Origin of the sequence: Thermicanus aegyptius DSM 12793 (genome assembly GCF_000510645.1) — a bacterium.
Classification (GTDB): Bacteria; Bacillota; Bacilli; order Thermicanales; family Thermicanaceae; genus Thermicanus; species Thermicanus aegyptius.
Window position 1 is genome coordinate 931,493 of the sequence record NZ_KI783301.1, and the last position, 16,578, is coordinate 948,070.

General features: G+C 48.6%; 21 protein-coding genes. 20 read left to right on the plus strand and 1 reads right to left on the minus strand.

Going from position 1 to position 16,578, the window contains the following annotated elements:
- Window positions 1-63 precede the first annotated feature (63 nt).
- From THEAE_RS0104940 to THEAE_RS0105010, 14 genes are all read left to right on the plus strand, one after another.
- Window positions 64-1,239 (plus strand): chromate transporter, encoded by a 1,176-nt coding sequence (locus THEAE_RS0104940; protein WP_039944276.1) that lies wholly within the window; start codon window positions 64-66, stop codon window positions 1,237-1,239.
- Window positions 1,240-1,526: 287 nt separating this feature from the next.
- On the plus strand, window positions 1,527-2,003 hold the full coding sequence (locus THEAE_RS0104950) for a hypothetical protein (protein WP_028986710.1): 477 nt from the start codon (window positions 1,527-1,529) through the stop codon (window positions 2,001-2,003).
- An 85-nt stretch (window positions 2,004-2,088) separates the two neighbouring features.
- Window positions 2,089-3,063: a hypothetical protein gene (locus THEAE_RS0104955; RefSeq protein WP_156920544.1), complete on the plus strand. Its 975-nt coding sequence runs from the start codon at window positions 2,089-2,091 to the stop codon at window positions 3,061-3,063.
- A 95-nt stretch (window positions 3,064-3,158) separates the two neighbouring features.
- Window positions 3,159-3,743 carry an RNA polymerase sigma factor gene (locus THEAE_RS0104960; RefSeq protein WP_005583342.1) on the plus strand — a complete coding sequence of 195 codons (585 nt, stop codon included), beginning with the start codon at window positions 3,159-3,161 and terminating at the stop codon, window positions 3,741-3,743.
- A gap of 2 nt (window positions 3,744-3,745) precedes the next feature.
- Complete coding sequence (locus THEAE_RS0104965; RefSeq protein ID WP_028986712.1) at window positions 3,746-4,246, plus strand: hypothetical protein; 501 nt, start codon at window positions 3,746-3,748, stop codon at window positions 4,244-4,246.
- 130 nt (window positions 4,247-4,376) lie between these two features.
- The gene (locus tag THEAE_RS0104970; protein ID WP_028986713.1) at window positions 4,377-5,492 is read left to right on the plus strand and encodes a hypothetical protein; all 1,116 of its coding nucleotides are present in this window, start codon (window positions 4,377-4,379) and stop codon (window positions 5,490-5,492) included.
- Window positions 5,493-5,562: 70 nt separating this feature from the next.
- The gene (locus tag THEAE_RS0104975) at window positions 5,563-5,751 is read left to right on the plus strand and encodes an IDEAL domain-containing protein (protein WP_028986714.1); all 189 of its coding nucleotides are present in this window, start codon (window positions 5,563-5,565) and stop codon (window positions 5,749-5,751) included.
- 100 nt (window positions 5,752-5,851) lie between these two features.
- Complete coding sequence (locus tag THEAE_RS0104980; RefSeq protein WP_169729958.1) at window positions 5,852-6,250, plus strand: DUF2487 family protein; 399 nt, start codon at window positions 5,852-5,854, stop codon at window positions 6,248-6,250.
- A gap of 176 nt (window positions 6,251-6,426) precedes the next feature.
- Window positions 6,427-6,963, plus strand: coding sequence for a QcrA and Rieske domain-containing protein (locus THEAE_RS0104985; RefSeq protein WP_005583337.1), 537 nt, complete (start codon window positions 6,427-6,429; stop codon window positions 6,961-6,963).
- A gap of 17 nt (window positions 6,964-6,980) precedes the next feature.
- Window positions 6,981-7,652: a menaquinol-cytochrome c reductase cytochrome b subunit gene (qcrB, locus tag THEAE_RS0104990; protein WP_005583335.1), complete on the plus strand. Its 672-nt coding sequence runs from the start codon at window positions 6,981-6,983 to the stop codon at window positions 7,650-7,652.
- Between the two features lie 39 nt (window positions 7,653-7,691).
- The gene (locus THEAE_RS0104995; RefSeq protein ID WP_005583334.1) at window positions 7,692-8,498 is read left to right on the plus strand and encodes a menaquinol-cytochrome c reductase cytochrome b/c subunit; all 807 of its coding nucleotides are present in this window, start codon (window positions 7,692-7,694) and stop codon (window positions 8,496-8,498) included.
- A 36-nt stretch (window positions 8,499-8,534) separates the two neighbouring features.
- Entirely contained in the window at window positions 8,535-8,891 is a 357-nt protein-coding gene (locus THEAE_RS19980) for a c-type cytochrome (protein ID WP_051430854.1), read from the plus strand.
- A 173-nt stretch (window positions 8,892-9,064) separates the two neighbouring features.
- Window positions 9,065-9,655 (plus strand): DUF1405 domain-containing protein, encoded by a 591-nt coding sequence (locus THEAE_RS0105005; RefSeq protein ID WP_028986717.1) that lies wholly within the window; start codon window positions 9,065-9,067, stop codon window positions 9,653-9,655.
- Window positions 9,656-9,713: 58 nt separating this feature from the next.
- On the plus strand, window positions 9,714-10,415 hold the full coding sequence (locus tag THEAE_RS0105010; protein ID WP_156920545.1) for a hypothetical protein: 702 nt from the start codon (window positions 9,714-9,716) through the stop codon (window positions 10,413-10,415).
- Here the strand turns inward: THEAE_RS0105010 and THEAE_RS0105015 are convergent.
- The gene (locus tag THEAE_RS0105015) at window positions 10,366-11,205 is read right to left on the minus strand and encodes a YitT family protein (RefSeq protein WP_051431009.1); all 840 of its coding nucleotides are present in this window, start codon (window positions 11,203-11,205) and stop codon (window positions 10,366-10,368) included. The two genes, THEAE_RS0105010 and THEAE_RS0105015, sit on opposite strands and share 50 nt — an antisense overlap.
- 210 nt (window positions 11,206-11,415) lie before the next feature.
- Between THEAE_RS0105015 and THEAE_RS19985 the strand changes: the two genes are divergently transcribed.
- The 6 genes from THEAE_RS19985 (at window position 11,416) to THEAE_RS0105050 (ending at window position 16,536) form a co-directional block, all read left to right on the plus strand.
- Window positions 11,416-11,787, plus strand: a complete 372-nt coding sequence (locus THEAE_RS19985) for a nucleotide pyrophosphohydrolase (protein WP_039944278.1) — start codon at window positions 11,416-11,418, stop codon at window positions 11,785-11,787.
- Window positions 11,784-12,554, plus strand: coding sequence for a 4-hydroxy-tetrahydrodipicolinate reductase (dapB, locus tag THEAE_RS0105030; protein ID WP_028986720.1), 771 nt, complete (start codon window positions 11,784-11,786; stop codon window positions 12,552-12,554). Before THEAE_RS19985 ends, dapB begins: the two co-directional genes overlap by 4 nt.
- A gap of 54 nt (window positions 12,555-12,608) precedes the next feature.
- Window positions 12,609-13,022 (plus strand): methylglyoxal synthase, encoded by a 414-nt coding sequence (locus THEAE_RS0105035; RefSeq protein WP_005583329.1) that lies wholly within the window; start codon window positions 12,609-12,611, stop codon window positions 13,020-13,022.
- A gap of 64 nt (window positions 13,023-13,086) precedes the next feature.
- Window positions 13,087-14,199, plus strand: coding sequence for an N-acetyl-alpha-D-glucosaminyl L-malate synthase BshA (gene bshA / locus THEAE_RS0105040; protein ID WP_028986721.1), 1,113 nt, complete (start codon window positions 13,087-13,089; stop codon window positions 14,197-14,199).
- Between the two features lie 64 nt (window positions 14,200-14,263).
- On the plus strand, window positions 14,264-15,445 hold the full coding sequence (locus tag THEAE_RS21895; RefSeq protein WP_052329757.1) for a tRNA nucleotidyltransferase/poly(A) polymerase-related protein: 1,182 nt from the start codon (window positions 14,264-14,266) through the stop codon (window positions 15,443-15,445).
- Between the two features lie 125 nt (window positions 15,446-15,570).
- Entirely contained in the window at window positions 15,571-16,536 is a 966-nt protein-coding gene (locus tag THEAE_RS0105050; protein WP_028986722.1) for a biotin--[acetyl-CoA-carboxylase] ligase, read from the plus strand.
- The last annotated feature ends 42 nt before the right edge of the window (window positions 16,537-16,578 follow it).

The window sequence follows — 16,578 nt, forward strand, 5'->3', positions numbered from 1 at the left end:
TTGAGATGGAGAAAGGATGGCGCCGTAAAAAAACGCGATGTGAATCAAAAAAGAGGAAAAACGATGAGTCGGTTGAAACCTTTGCTGGAAGTACTGGCTGTTTCCACTAAACTTGGGTTAACTTCGTTCGGCGGGCCGATTGCTCACCTTGGTTATTTTTACGATGAATATATTCGCCGAAGAAAGTGGATGGATGAACGCAGTTATACCGATTTAGTTGCACTATGTCAATTCTTGCCTGGTCCCGCCAGCAGCCAAGTTGGAATTGGAATTGGCGTGATGCGTGCAGGATTATGGGGTGGGGTGGCAGCCTGGATTGGTTTTACCCTTCCCTCAGCGATTGCTTTGGTCCTTTTCGCATTTTTACTTCGAGCGTTCGATATTGGCAATTCCGGATGGATTCATGGATTAAAGTTGGTTGCGGTGGCCATCGTTGCACATGCTCTATTAGGAATGGGACAAAAGCTGACACCTGACCGAAACAGGGTAACCATCGCGATCATGGCTACCACGATTACCTTATTGTGGCAAGCCGCGGTGAGTCAGATTGTGATTCTTGTGATGGCCGGACTGATCGGCTTATTTCTTTATAAGGAGAACAAAATTCCCGAACTGCCTGAGATTCGAGTTCCGATTCCACGTTATGTCGCAGTGAGTAGTCTTATTTTGTTTTTTGGATTATTATTCGGCTTACCTTTGATTCGGAGCTTAAGTTCTTTTCATTGGGTAGCCGTGTTCGACAGTTTTTATAGAGCGGGTTCTTTGGTCTTTGGTGGCGGTCATGTTGTCCTTCCGTTACTTGAGAGAGAAGTGGTGCCCACAGGTTGGTTAAGTGAAGAGGCATTTCTTGCCGGTTATGGAGCCACCCAAGCCGTTCCCGGCCCCTTATTTACATTCGCAGCTTATTTAGGAGCGATCATGGGGGGATGGTTAGGTGCAACGGTAGCTACGATCGGTATTTTTTTGCCGGCTTTCTTGCTTGTGATCGGCATCATGCCTTTTTGGGATTCACTTCGGAGAAAACCGAATATCCAAGGGGCACTGATCGGTGTTAACGCAGCGGTTGTAGGCATCTTATTGGCCGCTCTTTATGACCCCATGATGACCAGTTCCATTCAAAAACCTGTTGATTTTGCACTAGTTTCTATCCTGTTTATTTTGCTTGTTTTTTGGAAGACTCCTCCGTGGATTGTTGTAATAACGGGAGCGTTGGGAGGAACTCTAATCCACTTTTTGTGATGGAGGAGCAACAGTTCTGGGTTGAAGAAAAATGGCATTTATGTGAATGCGCTTACATCGATGAAGAGAAAAAATACGTTTAGTGACGTGGAAAAGTACAAATGTTTAGAAAAATGGCTTGACAAACTAAAATGACGGTGTATAATATGGTTAGTATGGTTTCTCTCCACTCCTATCTTATATATATCTAACGTGTGCCTTGACACGGCCGTTCCGGTTCCGAATGGGACAGAACGGTTCTTTTTTTTTCTTCCCTTCATAAGATGGTTACAGGAGGGGAGGTTCTTATGTGGCGATTTTTAACCATTCTCACGCTAACGTATACGCTCCTCATCAATGGAAAGGATCATTTCCTTCCTGCCTTTCTGCATCTTTTCCTTCCCGTATCCGATTTTCGGGCTACACTCTATGAGATCCTGATTCTCATCATCGGTGTGGTCAGTGCCTTCCTCACGTATATGTTGGGTTCTTTTTCCCGCAGTTATTATCGCTGTGAAAAGGTTCCTTTCCTTCTATTCTTGGTCCTTCTCCTTGTGATCTACCTCTTCTTTCGCTTCGTATACTCTTTCACCCCCTTTACCTTTTTCGTATTGGAATGGGTGGACCTGTTGGCGGAACCCTATCGTCTCCTCACCTTCTCCTATTTGTATAGTGAATGGGTAGGGCTATTTCTCTTCTTTCTCTTTCTCTGGATGGGGTATGAAGGGAAGCGGGCAGAGGAACGGCGATGGCGACAATTGGGAAAGGCGTTCCCTTCTCTATGAGCCCATTCGGGTTAGTATTCCGGTTTGTGAGGAGGATGCATGCGCCGTTCAGAAAAAAAGCACGAAAGAAGGGGGAAAAGGGAAATTGAATCGCTGGATCATTCCGAAAGCAATCTATTTGGATCAGGAGGGGAAGGAACGGTCTGCAGAATTTTGGGTGGAAGAGGGGAGGATTCAGAGGATTTACCGTCACGATGGGGTGGGGGACGGGAGAGGTAAGAGCACGCGACTTATGAGAGAAGCGGGTGGACGAGGGGAGGAGAAAGACGGCTTCGAAGAGTTGATTCTCCCTGGCAGGATTTATGAACGCCCTCTTCAGCGCTTTCGCTATCATCCACGCCGTTATCGCAGTTTTATGAGAAAGCTCTTAGAGAACGGATATACATCATTTATTGATACGATTTTCTATGAGGGAAGGGGAGATTTATTCCACGAGATTCTCTTCTCGGAAGCTCTGCACCGAGATTCTCCCCTTGATTTTGCCCTTCGTCTCCAACTGCCTGCTCGTTTCCTGACTCCTCGAATTCTTACGGAGGCGGCGAAAGAAGGCATTAAGGAAATTATGCTGGTTATTTTTGAAGGGGATCGTTTTCTTCATCTTCCCTGGAAGAGCCTTCAGGAACATCAACAACACTATGATCTTCATTTCTATCTCCTTCAAAAGAGTGAATCTTCCCCTTTTTTTGTGAGAAAAAAGATTGAAGAAGCCCTCAACTATTGGTATTATTTAAGTGATCGAGTTAAGTTAACATTTGAACTGCGCGAATTCCCAACGGATAACTTTCCGGATATGGCCCCCTTTTTTCCATCAGAGAAAGAGGTAGGAATGTCCCGCCGCCTTGCGAAAAAGGCCGGCCTTTTTCCCAAAAAAGGATCTTTTTACATAGGTGCAGATGCAGACCTCATCTCGCTTTCATACGATGCTTATAGAAAGGGAATCGTTCAGTTGCGCTGGGTCTCCCTGCGGGGGAAAAGATTTTTTTTGCCGGTTACTTCTCCTCCGTTTGGGCAAGGAAGGAGGTTACGGGGAACTCGCTCCTTTGTCATCTATGAATCGTAGTGGATAAAAAAATTTCGCGTTTCGCAACATTCCCTCTTACTTTACGTATAAGAAGATGAGAGGGCCGAAAATAGATCACATGGTGGTGAAGGCCCGTGGAGAAAAGCGATTCACAACTGATTCGCGAAGTGAAAGAAGGAAATATTGAGAGTTATTCTGAGCTGATCCTTCGTTATGAAAAGAGAATTTTCCTCTTTATCTCCAGAATATTAAAACCGTACCGTTATGACGAGATGACCGATGATCTGGTTCAGGAAACCTTTTATAAGGCCTATAAGAATTTACATACCTTCCGGGACGAAGATGCGGCTTTTTCCACTTGGCTTTATACGATTGCCAAGAATACGGTCTTAAGCGAACTTCGTAGAAGCCGGAACAGCGAAATCTATATCGATGAGAAGTATGCCTTATCTCTGGTTTCCCACGACCCCCTCCCCGATCAAGAGATTCTCCGCCAGGAAAGGGCGGGAGTGGTTCGGGAGGCGATTCAGAAGCTCCCTGATACGCAAAGATCGGCTTTGCTTTTACGGGAGTATGAAGAGATGGAGTATAAGGAGATCGCTCAACTGTTAGGGCTTACCGTCAGTTCGGTAAAATCTCTTCTCTTTCGCGCGCGGACCAGTTTACGCCAACAATTGGAATCCTATATACTGGAAACCTACTCAGAAGGCAGGAATTAAGGATGACGAGAGAAGAAGTGAAGGAATCAGAGATGAGAGGGAGGAGCTCTTCGATCCTCGCAGAGAAGGTGATGTTTAGAATCCGTCAGGAGGAGGCGTGGGCTTTTCCGCTTTCGATGAACCCTCATCCTCTTTTGGTGGAGAAACGGAGATGGGTTGCGTTCCTTTTTAGCGCACTCCTATTTTTCCTCGCGTTCTCCATTTGGCTAGGATATCCCCCCAGCGAGCGCAATTCCCAAAAGACATGGGCTTTATCCATCGATGTGGTGGTGGGAAGCGGCTCGCTCCAATACGCCGAATCATCCGATCATGAGTTTAAGTCTCTCCCTCTTGAAAAGATGGTTGCCGGAATTGGAGATGCCTTTCTCTTGCAGAGAGGGAATTCTTCCAGTACGATAAGCCCGTTATGGATTGGACTGATTCTCTTAATACTGCAACTTTATTTCCTATTAACCTGGGTCAGTTTGAGGATGAGCCGTTCCAAGAACGGGAAACGGAGCTAATCATAAAAAAGCTTTAAGCATCCCCCATGCGATCAACGTAAAGGGGGATGCTTTTTTTCATATGCCGAGGGGTATAAGGGGATTGGAAGATGGCAATGAATGAGGATACCAAGGGATAGGGGGGGTGGAAATGCGGTTACCGGATATCTTGGTCTATGCCGACATTCATCACTTAAGCCGAATCGCCCAAGAGTACGACCTACAGGTAAACCTCCATTCAAAGAATGATTTGCTGCAATCCCTGTTACAGCAGATTTTTAACCCTCATGAAATGAAGGAGCGTTTGGAACGTCTTACCCCGGCGGAAAGAAGTTTTCTCCTCTTGCTCTTAGCCGAGGAACGGAAAGGGTATACCCTGGAAGAATTAACCCATAGGGCAAAATTGGTGGTGCAGTCTGATTCGGAAGGCAGAAAAGTTTTGATGAAGGGCGGAATAGGGGAAGAGTCCATCGTGGAGAAGATCCTTCGCTACGGATGGGTCTATAACCGGAAGGAGAGGAATGTCTCCATCTATCGGATACCGGAAGATCTGAAGGAAATGCTCGTTGCATCCATCATCCCCCGATTCCAAGAAACGAGTGGACAAATGGGCTTCTCTGTTAAGAAGGTGAGAACCGAGAGGTTCGAGGTACCGAATGGCCAACAAATCCCCATGTCGATCCATGATCTATTCCGTTTTTTACGTTTCGTGAAAGAGGAATGGGTTCAGCTTACATTGGACGGTGTGATCCATAAGCGGCTGCAAGGGATTCTTTTCAGGCAATTATCTACCGGGGAATCCCCTCTGACCGAAAGGGGATGGCGATTCGGATATGGGAGGCGGTTTCGGGATTATCCGGATCTCTTTTCCCTTCTCTATGATTACGCTTTCGCACGGGGATGGATTGAGGAGAAGCCTGGAGTACTCCTCTTATCTGAATCGGGAAATAGGCTCCTTGCCGGAGAGGAGCAGGTAACGCCAAAAGATCTTTTTGCCTTTTGGGTTTCACTCTACCGGAGACCGATCCCCAATCTTCCTTCTCTTCTTTCTCTGATTAAGCTCTTGACAAAAGAGGGGTTTTGGGAAGAAGAACTTTATCGTCAATTGGAACCCTTCATCTCTCCTTTTTATTATGATAATAAAGAAAAGATCTTCCAAAAAAGAGTTCTTGCTCCCTTGTTGTGGATGGAGGGTTTGGAGGTCATAAGGAGGGAAGGTATCCAAATGTTACGGCTTTCTTCCTTGTGGGGAAGGTGGTATGGATGAGAATTTTTTCAATTCCTCGAATATGTATAATAAAAAGGAGAGAAATTCTCCTGTGATGGAGGTGTCCCCTTTGGAGAAACAAAATGTGGTGCCGAATCAACTCTATTCTCTCATGGCAGAATTGGTTTTGGATCATGCGGTGAGGGAATATGAGATCCGCCGCCTCTACGAAGAGATCGATCTCTCCTTGGCCAGGAGAGACAAGAAGCGCTTTATGAAACTTACCGAAGAGCTAAAGATGATACTTGAAGATAAATAGGATATAATAAGGAAGGAATGAGAGACTTGGTGCATACCAAGTTTTCTTTTTGATAGGAGAGTAAATGGTTGGTTTATGGATGGATGAGGAGGGAATGAAGATGCGGTGGGCATCAAAGGATCTCGCCCGATATGAGGAGATAAAGGAGTACCTGGATACGGCGATTCTTGGCGTTTTTCGCATTCGTTTCGATGAAAATCGGATTGGGGAGGTGGAGGAATTTGAAAAGATGAATGGTTGGCTTTCCGAGGCAGAACAGCAGCTAAAAGGGCGTCTATTTCTCTTTCCTCCCTACCCGTTATACGGCGCAGGAATTCATCTGAGCGACTTTTCTTCGCTCAGGACAAATTTTTCTACCGTGATCCTCCTTCCGTTTCAGGAGGATTTAGAAACGCCTTTGCAGGAGATGGCTGCCGGGATAAACGAAGTTGTGGTTTTGAAGAAACCAAATTCCTTTCAAGAACTTTATGAGCAAATCATGGCGAAATGGCATGAATAAGTATTCTAAATGAACTTTTTGTGAACTTTTAGGGTTTATGTATCCATTTTCATTATGAAGAAATGGAACAACCTTGACAGAATTTTAACATTTAAGCTATCATGAATTTGTTCTTATTAAAGATACGATTTCCCGTTAAAGAAGGTTTAGTAAGGAGTAAAAAGGAGGATAAGGGGATGTCTGAAAGGGATTTGGAACAAGAAAGAGAGCCGGACCGCAGGGCAGGAGAGGTATCCCGTCGGCAGTTTCTCACTTACACCCTGATGGGGGTGGGAGGGTTTTTGGCTGCGACCATCCTCACGCCGATGATACGTGCGGCGATAGACCCTGCGCTAAAAGCGGGGACAGAATCGAGCATGGTTCCGGTGGCGGATATCAATGAGATAACCACCGAACCGAAGAGCTTCTCTTTTAAGGTGAAGATGGATGATGCTTGGGTGAAAGGACAAGATACCACCCTGATGGCTTGGGTCTATAAAGACGGAGATAAAATCATGGCCATGTCTCCTATCTGTAAACATTTGGGGTGTACGGTGAACTGGAATACTAATCCCAAATTTCCGGAACATTTCTTTTGTCCTTGCCATGGCGGTCTCTACACCAAGGATGGGATTAATGTGCCGGGAACTCCTCCGAAAGCCCCATTAGATCTTTATGATTATCAAGTAAAAGATGGAAAACTTTATCTCGGCAAGCTTATTCAGCGCACTTAAATCTAGGAGGAAGGTCCATGATACGGAAAGTTTATGACTGGATCGACGAACGCCTTGATCTCACTCCCTTGTGGAGGGACGTGGCCGATCATGAGGTTCCTGAGCATGTGAATCCGGCCCACCACTTTTCTGCCTTTGTATACTGTTTCGGGGGGCTTACCTTTTTTATTGTAGTGATTCAGATCCTCTCCGGCATGTTTTTATCCATGTATTACGCACCCGATATTGTAAATGCCTACCGCAGCGTCGCCTATTTGCAGAATGAAGTAGCCTTCGGCTACATCGTCCGGGGGATGCACCACTGGGGAGCTTCGGTGGTCATCGTCATGCTCTTTTTACATACGCTCCGCGTCTTCTTCACCGGTGCGTACAAGAAACCCCGGGAAATGAACTGGGTGGTAGGGGTTCTCATCTTCGGCGTCATGATCGGATTGGGATTTACGGGCTATCTGCTCCCCTGGGATAATAAGGCCTATTTTGCCACCAAGGTAGGGGTGGAAATCGCCGCAAACGTCCCGCTGATCGGGGGATTTATCAAGAGTTTTCTGACAGGAGGAGAGATCGTTGGGGCGGAGACGCTCACCCGCTTCTTTGCCATCCACGTCTTTTTCCTGCCCGGCCTTTTGCTCGCCCTTCTCGCCGTCCACTTTATCATCATTCGCAAACAGGGAATTTCCGGTCCACTATAAACCCTATTTTAAAGGAAGATATAATGAGGTGGAAATGGTATGGCACATGATGCAAAGAAAAATGAACACCAATATGTAGGCGATTCTCGCATTATTGCGGAGAAAAAAGCAAACCGTCCCCGTCCGTATTCGGAGTACCCGGGCAAGACGGAGCCTTTCTTCCCGAACTTTCTGTTAAAAGAATGGATGGCTGCGGTAGTGGTATTGATCGCCTTCATGGTGCTGGTGGTTTCCCACCCCGCCCCGTTGGAGCCGTCACCTGCCAACCCTAATGATGGAACTTATGTCCCTTTACCCGATTGGTATTTTCTCTTTCTCTACCAGCTGCTCAAGTACTTTCCTGGGAATCTTGAGATTGTAGGCACGGTGGTCATTCCCGGCTTGGCAGGGCTTCTTTTTCTCCTCGTCCCCTGGTTGGATCGGAAACCGGAGCGCCGTCCGTGGAAGCGGCCCATCCCTACCTTCCTGATGCTCTTTGTGGTGGCGGGCATGGTTTTCTTAACCTATCAGGCCGTGGTGCAGCATGAGGAGCAGGTGAAAGCTTCAGGATTAAATACCCAAGCTCAAACATCGCAGCAGGGTGGTCAAGGAGCAACAGGCGGAACCACAGAAAAGGCGAAGTTTGACCCGGCGGCTCAATTCGCCCAATCCTGCGCCAGTTGCCACGGAGCCGATCTTGCAGGGAATCCCTCCATCGGTGCGCCGAAGTTGACGGGGCTTACCTTAACCCCTGAGGAGATTGCGAACATCGCGGCGAACGGAAAGGGCAATATGCCTCCCGGGATGTTTACAGGCCCCGAAGAAGATCGTTTGGCTTTGGCGAAATGGATTTTGGAACATAAGTGATGAGAAATTCGTGATAAAGGGTGTGAATCGTCGGCAATGACTAGAAGACCGTTTTATCTGTTAATGGTGGGAGGGCTTCTTCTCTTTCTTCTGTTGATTTTTTTCATTCCACGGCCTGCTCCTGCACCAAAGGATCAGGCAGGGGGGGAGAATCCTACGACTCCTTCCTTTGATCCTGCGGCTCAATTCGCCCAATCCTGCGCCAGTTGCCACGGAGCGGATTTGGCCGGTAATCCGGCGGTTGGCGCACCGAAGCTGACGGGGCTTACCTTAACCCCTGAGGAGATTGCGAACATCGCGGCGAACGGAAAGGGCAACATGCCTCCCGGGATGTTTACAGGCCCTGAAGAGGATCGTTTGGCTTTGGCGAAATGGATTTTGGAGCATAAATAACATAGAAATAAGGGAGATCAGAGCATAAAGATCGCGGAAAGGCGGAAAAACCGGCAGGAATGCCGGTTTTTTTAGTAAAAACGAGATGGAAATGAGATTTTCCCGATGGGGAAAATCGATTATAATGAACGGGAAGTCTGAAACTTTCTTCAAGAAAAAGGAGAATGGAAATAATGGAGAAATTCATTCATCAATTTCTCGGGCAACGATGGGTTTTGCAATCCCTTTTTTGGATTAATTTTTTCGGTACGTTATACGGGTATTATTGGTACAGATATCAATTGGCCGCCACTCCACCACCGTTTCTTCCTTTCGTTCCCGACAGCCCGACAGCCAGCCTCTTTTTTACGATCTTCCTTTTACTTCTCCTAATGGGAAAAAAGAGCAGTTTTATCGCCGCTTTCGCGCTGATCACCCAGATCAAATATGGGATCTGGGCGGTGGTGGCCATTCTCTGGGGAGGAGCGTTGGGAAGTCCGCTCATTCCGGAACAATATATGCTGATCATCTCCCATTCCGGGATGGCGTTGGAAGCGATCCTCTATTATTCTTTCTACCGGATCAAGTGGGTTCATCTGGCCGTCGTCTCTCTATGGACGCTTCTTAACGATTGGGTCGATTACACCCAGGAGATGCACCCATGGGTGACCATGGAGTTGGAAGTGCATCATGTGGAGCTGGGATGGTTTACCTTTTCTTTAAGCCTCTTTTCCATTGCGGTCGCCGCTTTCTTGGTTCGGCGTCAACGAAAATTTTCACGCTGATACATACCCTTGTCCTCCTCCGCATAGAGATAGAGTGGATCACAGGGGAGGGTTTATGGTGCGAACTTTCATATTGATCATCTCCATTCTCTCTCTCTTTTTCCTCCTCATCATCTGGGGAGAGGGGATGAAGGAGAGCACGGAACGGATGGATATTTCCCGGTTGGCTGACCAATTTATCCTTCACGCAAAGAAAGGGGAACGAGCTCCTTTGGCGGAAACCCTCTCGGCCATGCGTCAACGTTTTCTTTCTTATCCCTCCTATCTTTATCCGAACGGCTGGATCCCCCAGGATTTGACCATCCTGCTCGAATCGGTAGAAAGAAAGGTTTGGTTAAACCAGATGGGGACGGATCGTTTTGCGGAAGAGTCGCTGATCCTTTATTACTTGATGGATGCGGTCGCTCACCCATACCAGCCCCTTTGGCTGGAGGTTATAAAAAGTTGGGAGGAAAAAAAGGGGGTTTCTTTAAAGGAATATGCCTTGATCCGGCCGGCCATGCGCGCCGTTCTAAGCCCTGCGACGATCGCCCGCTTTGACCGCTATTTCTCACTTCCGAACGAAGAGAGAAGAGGGGAGTTCCTTCGTTTGCTTGCCGGGGCGAGCGAGGAGGCACAGACGAGGGAAGTGAGGAATACGAAAGACCTTCTCCTCACCCTCTACCTCTTTCTCCTCATCATTCTCTTCTATATCGCCTTACGGATGAAGGTTAAGGATGGAAATGTTCCTGAAGGGGGTTCTTATTGGCATCTAGGGTAAAGCCTTCCCCGAGGACATCGTAGGCGTCGCTTACCACGACGAAGGCGTGGGGATCGATTTGATGAATTAGGGTTTTTAAACGGATCAGTTCGTTTCGGCCCACCACACAGAGGAGGACTTCCCGATCGGTTCCCGTATACCCTCCTTTTCCCTCGAGAAGGGTTACACCCCTTTCCAATTCTTTGATGATCGTCGCTGAGATCTCCTTCGCCTTTTCGGAGATGATGATGGCTTCTTTCGCGGCGTAAAATCCTTCCTGGACGAAATCAATCACTCGGGAAGCGATGTAGACGGCGACCAAAGTATACATGGCCCTTTCCCGGTCCAGATAGGTAAGGAGGGAAAGGCCGATGACCATTGCATCGAAGAGAAACATGGTTCTTCCCATGCTGATTCCCCGGAATTTATGAACGAGGCGTGCGATGATATCTACCCCTCCCGTCGTCCCCCCATAACGAAAGATGATCCCCAATCCTACTCCGGCGAAGACGCCGGCGTAAAGGGAGGCCAGGAAGAGGTCGCTCGTTGGCTCTTGGAATCGCTTGAATAACTCCAGGAAAAAAGAGACCGCTGTTGTGGAGTAGATGGTATACATCATGGAGAGGTGCCCTAAATATCTCCAGCCAATGATGAAAAGAGGTATATTGGAGAGGAAGGTAAACCATCCGGGAGGGAAGTGGAAAAGGGCATAGAAAAGGAGGGCAATACCGGTAAATCCTCCTTCCGCTAAACCGTTGGCGATATTAAAGTAATTGATTCCGAAGGAAAAAATGGCTGCACCGATGGTCATGAAGAGCAGGTTTTGAAATCGTAATTCGACATGAAATCGTTTTATTTTCACGGCAGGACCTCCAATGTCTTAAAGGGGATGGCATCTTCATTATACCAGAAGGGGCCGTTTTTTCGTTTGTCAAATTCCTCTCTTTTGGTTAACATGAAAGGTGAACCGTTGCGTAGATGTAGAAATTGATCATAAGGCGGAAGGGAAAGGAAGTCGGCCATGAAAGAGTCGTTGACGTTGGCAGAAGCGCAGAACCGGGTAGATCGATACATATCCCAATTTAAGGAGGGGTATTTCTCTCCCCTTGCCATGATCGCCCGGATCGCCGAAGAAGTGGGGGAGCTGGCCCGGGAGGTAAATCACCGGTATGGGGAGAAGCCAAAGAAAGCGAGTGAGGCGGAGAGCAACATGATGGAAGAATTGGGGGACCTCTTCTTCGTCCTGATTAGTTTCGCCAATTCTCTCCAAATTTCTTTGGACGAGGCTTTCGATATGGTGATGAAAAAGTATGAAACCCGGGATGCTCATCGATGGACACGAAAAGAATCTCAAACGAATGAAAGAGACGAAGAAAGGGGCGTCGAAAAATGAATGAGATAACCATCGCTGTTGCAGGAGCATTTGGCCGCATGGGACAAGAAGTGGTACGGATGGTGAAGGAAGAGCCGTCTTTCCGCTTGGTGGCTTTGATTGATCCAAAAGGGAAGGAGGGGGGAGAGGCCCCCGTCTATACCGGTGTGGTCGATGCCCTTATTGAGAAAAGGCCGGATGTGCTGATCGATTTCACAACCCCTTCTTCCGTTTTCGAGAACGCCAGGGCGGCATTGGAGATGGGGGTAAGACCGGTGGTGGGTACAACCGGGCTTAAACCGGATGAGATCAATACACTTGCCCGTTTGGCCGGCGAGGGGAAAGTGGGTGCGGTGATCGCCCCTAACTTTGCCCTGGGCGCCGTCCTTATGATGCGCTTTGCCCAAATGGCTGCCAAATATATGCCCAATGTGGAGATCTTGGAGTTTCATCATGACCAGAAACTGGATGCCCCCTCAGGGACCGCTTTAAAGACGGCTGAAATGATTCAGGAGGTGAGGGAGGAGCGGAAACAAGGGAACCCACAGGAGGAGGAGAGGTTACAAGGAGCAAGGGGGGGGTATATCGATGGCTTCCGCATCCACAGCATCCGCCTTCCCGGTTATGTTGCCCATCAGGAAGTAATTTTCGGCAAAGAGGGGGAGATCCTCACGATCCGGCATGATTCCCTTTCCCGTACCTCTTTCATGGAGGGAGTGAAGATCGCGGTGAAGAAGGTAATTCAGTTAGAGGAACTTGTTTATGGGCTAGACCGACTTCTGGATTAAGACGGCAAATGTAAGCTTAATGTATAAATGAGACGGGAAGGAAGGAGAACACCCTTGAATATTGCCCTCATTGCCCATGATAAGAAAAAAGAAGAGATGGTGCAGTTCTGCATTGCCTATGAGCCGATATTAAAAGATCATCGCCTCTATGCCACCGGTACGACGGGAAAACGGATCATGGAGAATACGAAACTGTCCGTTCACCGCTTTATGTCAGGACCTTACGGAGGGGATCAACAGATCGGGGCGATGGTGGCCACCAACGAGATGGATCTTGTCATCTTCCTTCGGGACCCCCTCACCGCCCAGCCCCACGAGCCCGATATCGCAGCTTTGATGCGCCTTTGTGACGTGTATGGGATTCCCTTGGCCACCAACATCGGAACGGCTGAAGTGGTTCTACGCGCTATGGCTCAGGGAGAGATGGATTGGCGGGAGATTACGAGGAAAAAGCCTCCCAGACTCTAGTTGATGAAAGAGATAGAAAGTCGAAACGGTATCGTCGAGTTCTTTGTACAGAAGGGGAGAAATCATGAAAATCGGCATCTCGTGTTACCCTTCCGTGGGCGGATCAGGAGTTGTCGCCACGGAATTGGGGATAAAACTGGCGGAGCGCGGCCATCAAGTTCATTTTATCAGCCATGGCATCCCCTTTCGCCTGGGGAAGTATTTTCGTCGTTTTTCCTATCATGAAGTGCAGGTCAATAACTATTCCGTCTTTCAATATCCCCCCTATGAACTGCAATTGGCGAGCAAGATGGCCCAGGTAGTGGAACGGGAGGGATTGGAGATTCTCCATGTTCATTATGCCATCCCTCATGCCGCCTCCGCTTATTTGGCCAAACAGATGGTGGGAGGAAAGGTGAAGGTGGTGACCACCCTCCACGGAACCGATATAACGGTTCTCGGCTATGATGAGAATCTCGCCAACCTGATCCGATTTGCTATCAACGAGAGCGACGCGGTAACGGCCGTTTCCGACGCTCTCATCCGGGAGACGAGGGAGCTTCTCGGGATCACGAGGGAGATTAAACGGATCTATAATTTTGTGGATACGGAGATTTTTCATCCCCTCGATGTTTCCACCTTTAAGAACGAACTGGCTCCGGAAGGAGAGAAGATCCTATTACATATGTCCAATTTCAGGGCGGTAAAAAGGGTGGAGGATGTGGTCCATATCTTTCACAGAGTTCGCCAAGAGATCCCTGCCAAATTGGTTCTCATCGGTGAGGGGCCGGAGATGCCCCATGTACGCCGCCTGGCCAGGGAATACGGAATCGAAGGGGAGATTTATTACCTGGGAAATCGGGAAGATGTGGCGGAGTTGGTCACCCTCGCCGACATTCTTCTCCTCCCTTCCAAAAAGGAGAGTTTTGGACTGGTCGCCCTTGAGGCGATGGCTTGCGGTGTACCGGTTGTAGGAAGTTTGGCGGGAGGGATCCCGGAGGTGGTTCTTCACGGGCAGACAGGATTTCTTGCCCCTGTCGGAGATGTGGAGAAGATGTCGGAATATGTAGTAACCCTTCTTAAAAATCCCTCCTTATGGAGAGAGTTTTCAGAGCGAGGAATCGCCCGGGTGAAGGAGAACTTTACCGCCGGGGAAATTGTAACGCAGTACGAAGAGGTTTACCGAAATCTCTTATGATGGTGTATAAAGGCGGGAAGAGCAGGGACCGATTTCCGAAAGAGGAGGGGGTGTAAGGGATCAAATGGAGAAGATCTGGGCAGCCGGGAGATCCCTCCTCGGGGAATATTTGCAGATGGGGTATGAGGCCTATTTCGTGGGGGGAGCGGTAAGGAACCACCTTCTCCACCTCCCTGTGGAGGAAATCGATATTGCTACCAACGCTTTGCCTCAGGTAAGCCTGAATCATTTCCCCAAAGTTTATCCCAGCGGCCTTTCGTTTGGGACGGTAACGGTGATGTGGGAGGGATACCCCTTTGAGGTCACCACATTCCGGAAGGAAATTTATGGTGTCCGGGGAAGAAACCCCATTTCCGTCATCTTCGCCGACCGCCTGGAAGAAGACCTGGAGAGGAGAGACTTTACCATCAATGCCATGGCTATGGATCAAAGGGGCAGGGTAATTGATCCGTGGGGAGGTAGGAAAGATCTGGAAGACCGGAAGATCCGGGCAGTGGGAGATCCTTCTCTCCGTTTTAAGGAGGATGGCCTTCGCCTCCTGAGGGCGATTCGCTTCGCTGCGAACCTCTCTTTCCACATCGATCCTGAGACCTGGGAAGCGCTGAGACTCGAGAGAGCCCGAATGCGGGAAGTCTCCTTGGAGCGGATCGTCCAGGAGATGGGGAAAATGCTCCGTTCCTCCCATCCGGAGGTGGGAGTGGAGCTCATCTCTGAAGCAGAACTTCTCTTCACCGTAACGGAGAGGAAAATCCTTTCTTTCTTTGGGGGGATAGAGGATGAACTGTTGCGTTGGGCCATCCTTTTTTCAGCCGTTAAACCGGCCAATGAGATTCCCTTTCACTACACCTCTCTCCCTTTGCGGAGGGAGATCCGGGATGAGGTTCACTTCCTATTGGAAAAATACCAGGAGAAGAAAAGGCGGAGCATTGAAGAGATCTTGCATATGGGATTCCGGGAGCCGTTTTCCCGCCTTCGCCGCCTATATCTTTTCCAATGCGTAAAGAATGGCGAGGTTCCCCATGAGAAGCTCTTCGAAAGGGCATTTTCCCGCCTTCCCCTGCCTGACCGTCGTGATCTTCCCATAAAGGGGGTTGATTTAATCACCACCTTAGGCCGGCCTCCTGGAACCTGGGTGGGGGAAGCATTGGCCTGGCTTTGGGAGGGGATCAATTTCCACGACTTCCCTTTGGACCGGGAATTTCTCTTAGAGAAGGTTAAGGAACATGTGGACGCTACCCCTCAATGAATGGAGGAAACCGGTGAGGTGAGGAGAAGTTGGACAGGCTTTCCTTAAGATAAAGGCACAGTATGTATGGCGTGCTTAACCCAAGGGGATGATTTAGAATGGGTATCGAAGAAGGAGGGCGGTAGATGAGGGAAAAAATTCTGGAGAGTCTGCGGAGTGGTGCGTTCCAATCCGGGGAATCGTTGGCAAAGTCTTTGGGCTGTTCACGAATGGCCATATGGAAACATATTGAAGAGCTAAAGCGGGAAGGCTATCGGATTGAGGCTGTCCATCGAAAAGGATATCGACTCCTTCAAGAACCGGATTCCCTCCTTCCGGAAACTTGGCAAGAGAAATTAACCACCCATGGATTGGGAAGAACGGTCTACTATTATTTTGAGGTCGATACGACCCAATCCATCGCCCATGAGAAAGCGAGGGAAGGTGCCCCGCATGGAACTCTGGTCTTAACGGAACATCAACGAAAAGGGAGGGGAAGATTGGGGAGAGCATGGACCTCCCTTCCCGGCGTAGGTTTGTGGATGAGTCTCGTCCTCCGCCCTCCTATTCCCGTGGAACATGCACCCCATCTTACCCTCCTTTCTGCCGTTGCGGTGGCAGAAACCTTGCAAACGTTAGGATATGCGGCCATGATTAAATGGCCCAACGACATTTACCTGCATGGGAGAAAGGTTTGCGGCATCTTAACGGAATTAAACGCCGATATGGACCAAATTGGTTACGCGGTGGTAGGAATCGGGATTAACGTTCACCATAGGGAGGAAGACTTTCCGGAAGAGATTCGGCAAAAGGCGACCTCCCTCTATCTGGATGACCCTGCACGACCGCCTGTACGCTCCCATCTTTTGCTTCTCCTCCTTCAGCGTTATGAACTTCTCTACGAGCAATATCTAAAGGAAGGGTTTTCTTCTGTGAAGGAAAAGTGGCTCCAATATGCCATTCCGATGGGATGGATGAAGGTTTCAACCCTAAAGGAATCGTTTCAAGGAAAGATGATTGGCTTAACGAATGAAGGAGCCCTTTTGGTGGAAGATGAAGGTGGCAGGCTCCATACCCTTTATTCTGCAGAATTGGAAATGACGGAACGTTAATCCATGCATAGCCTCCTCGAAGATGAGAAAAAATGTAAACGA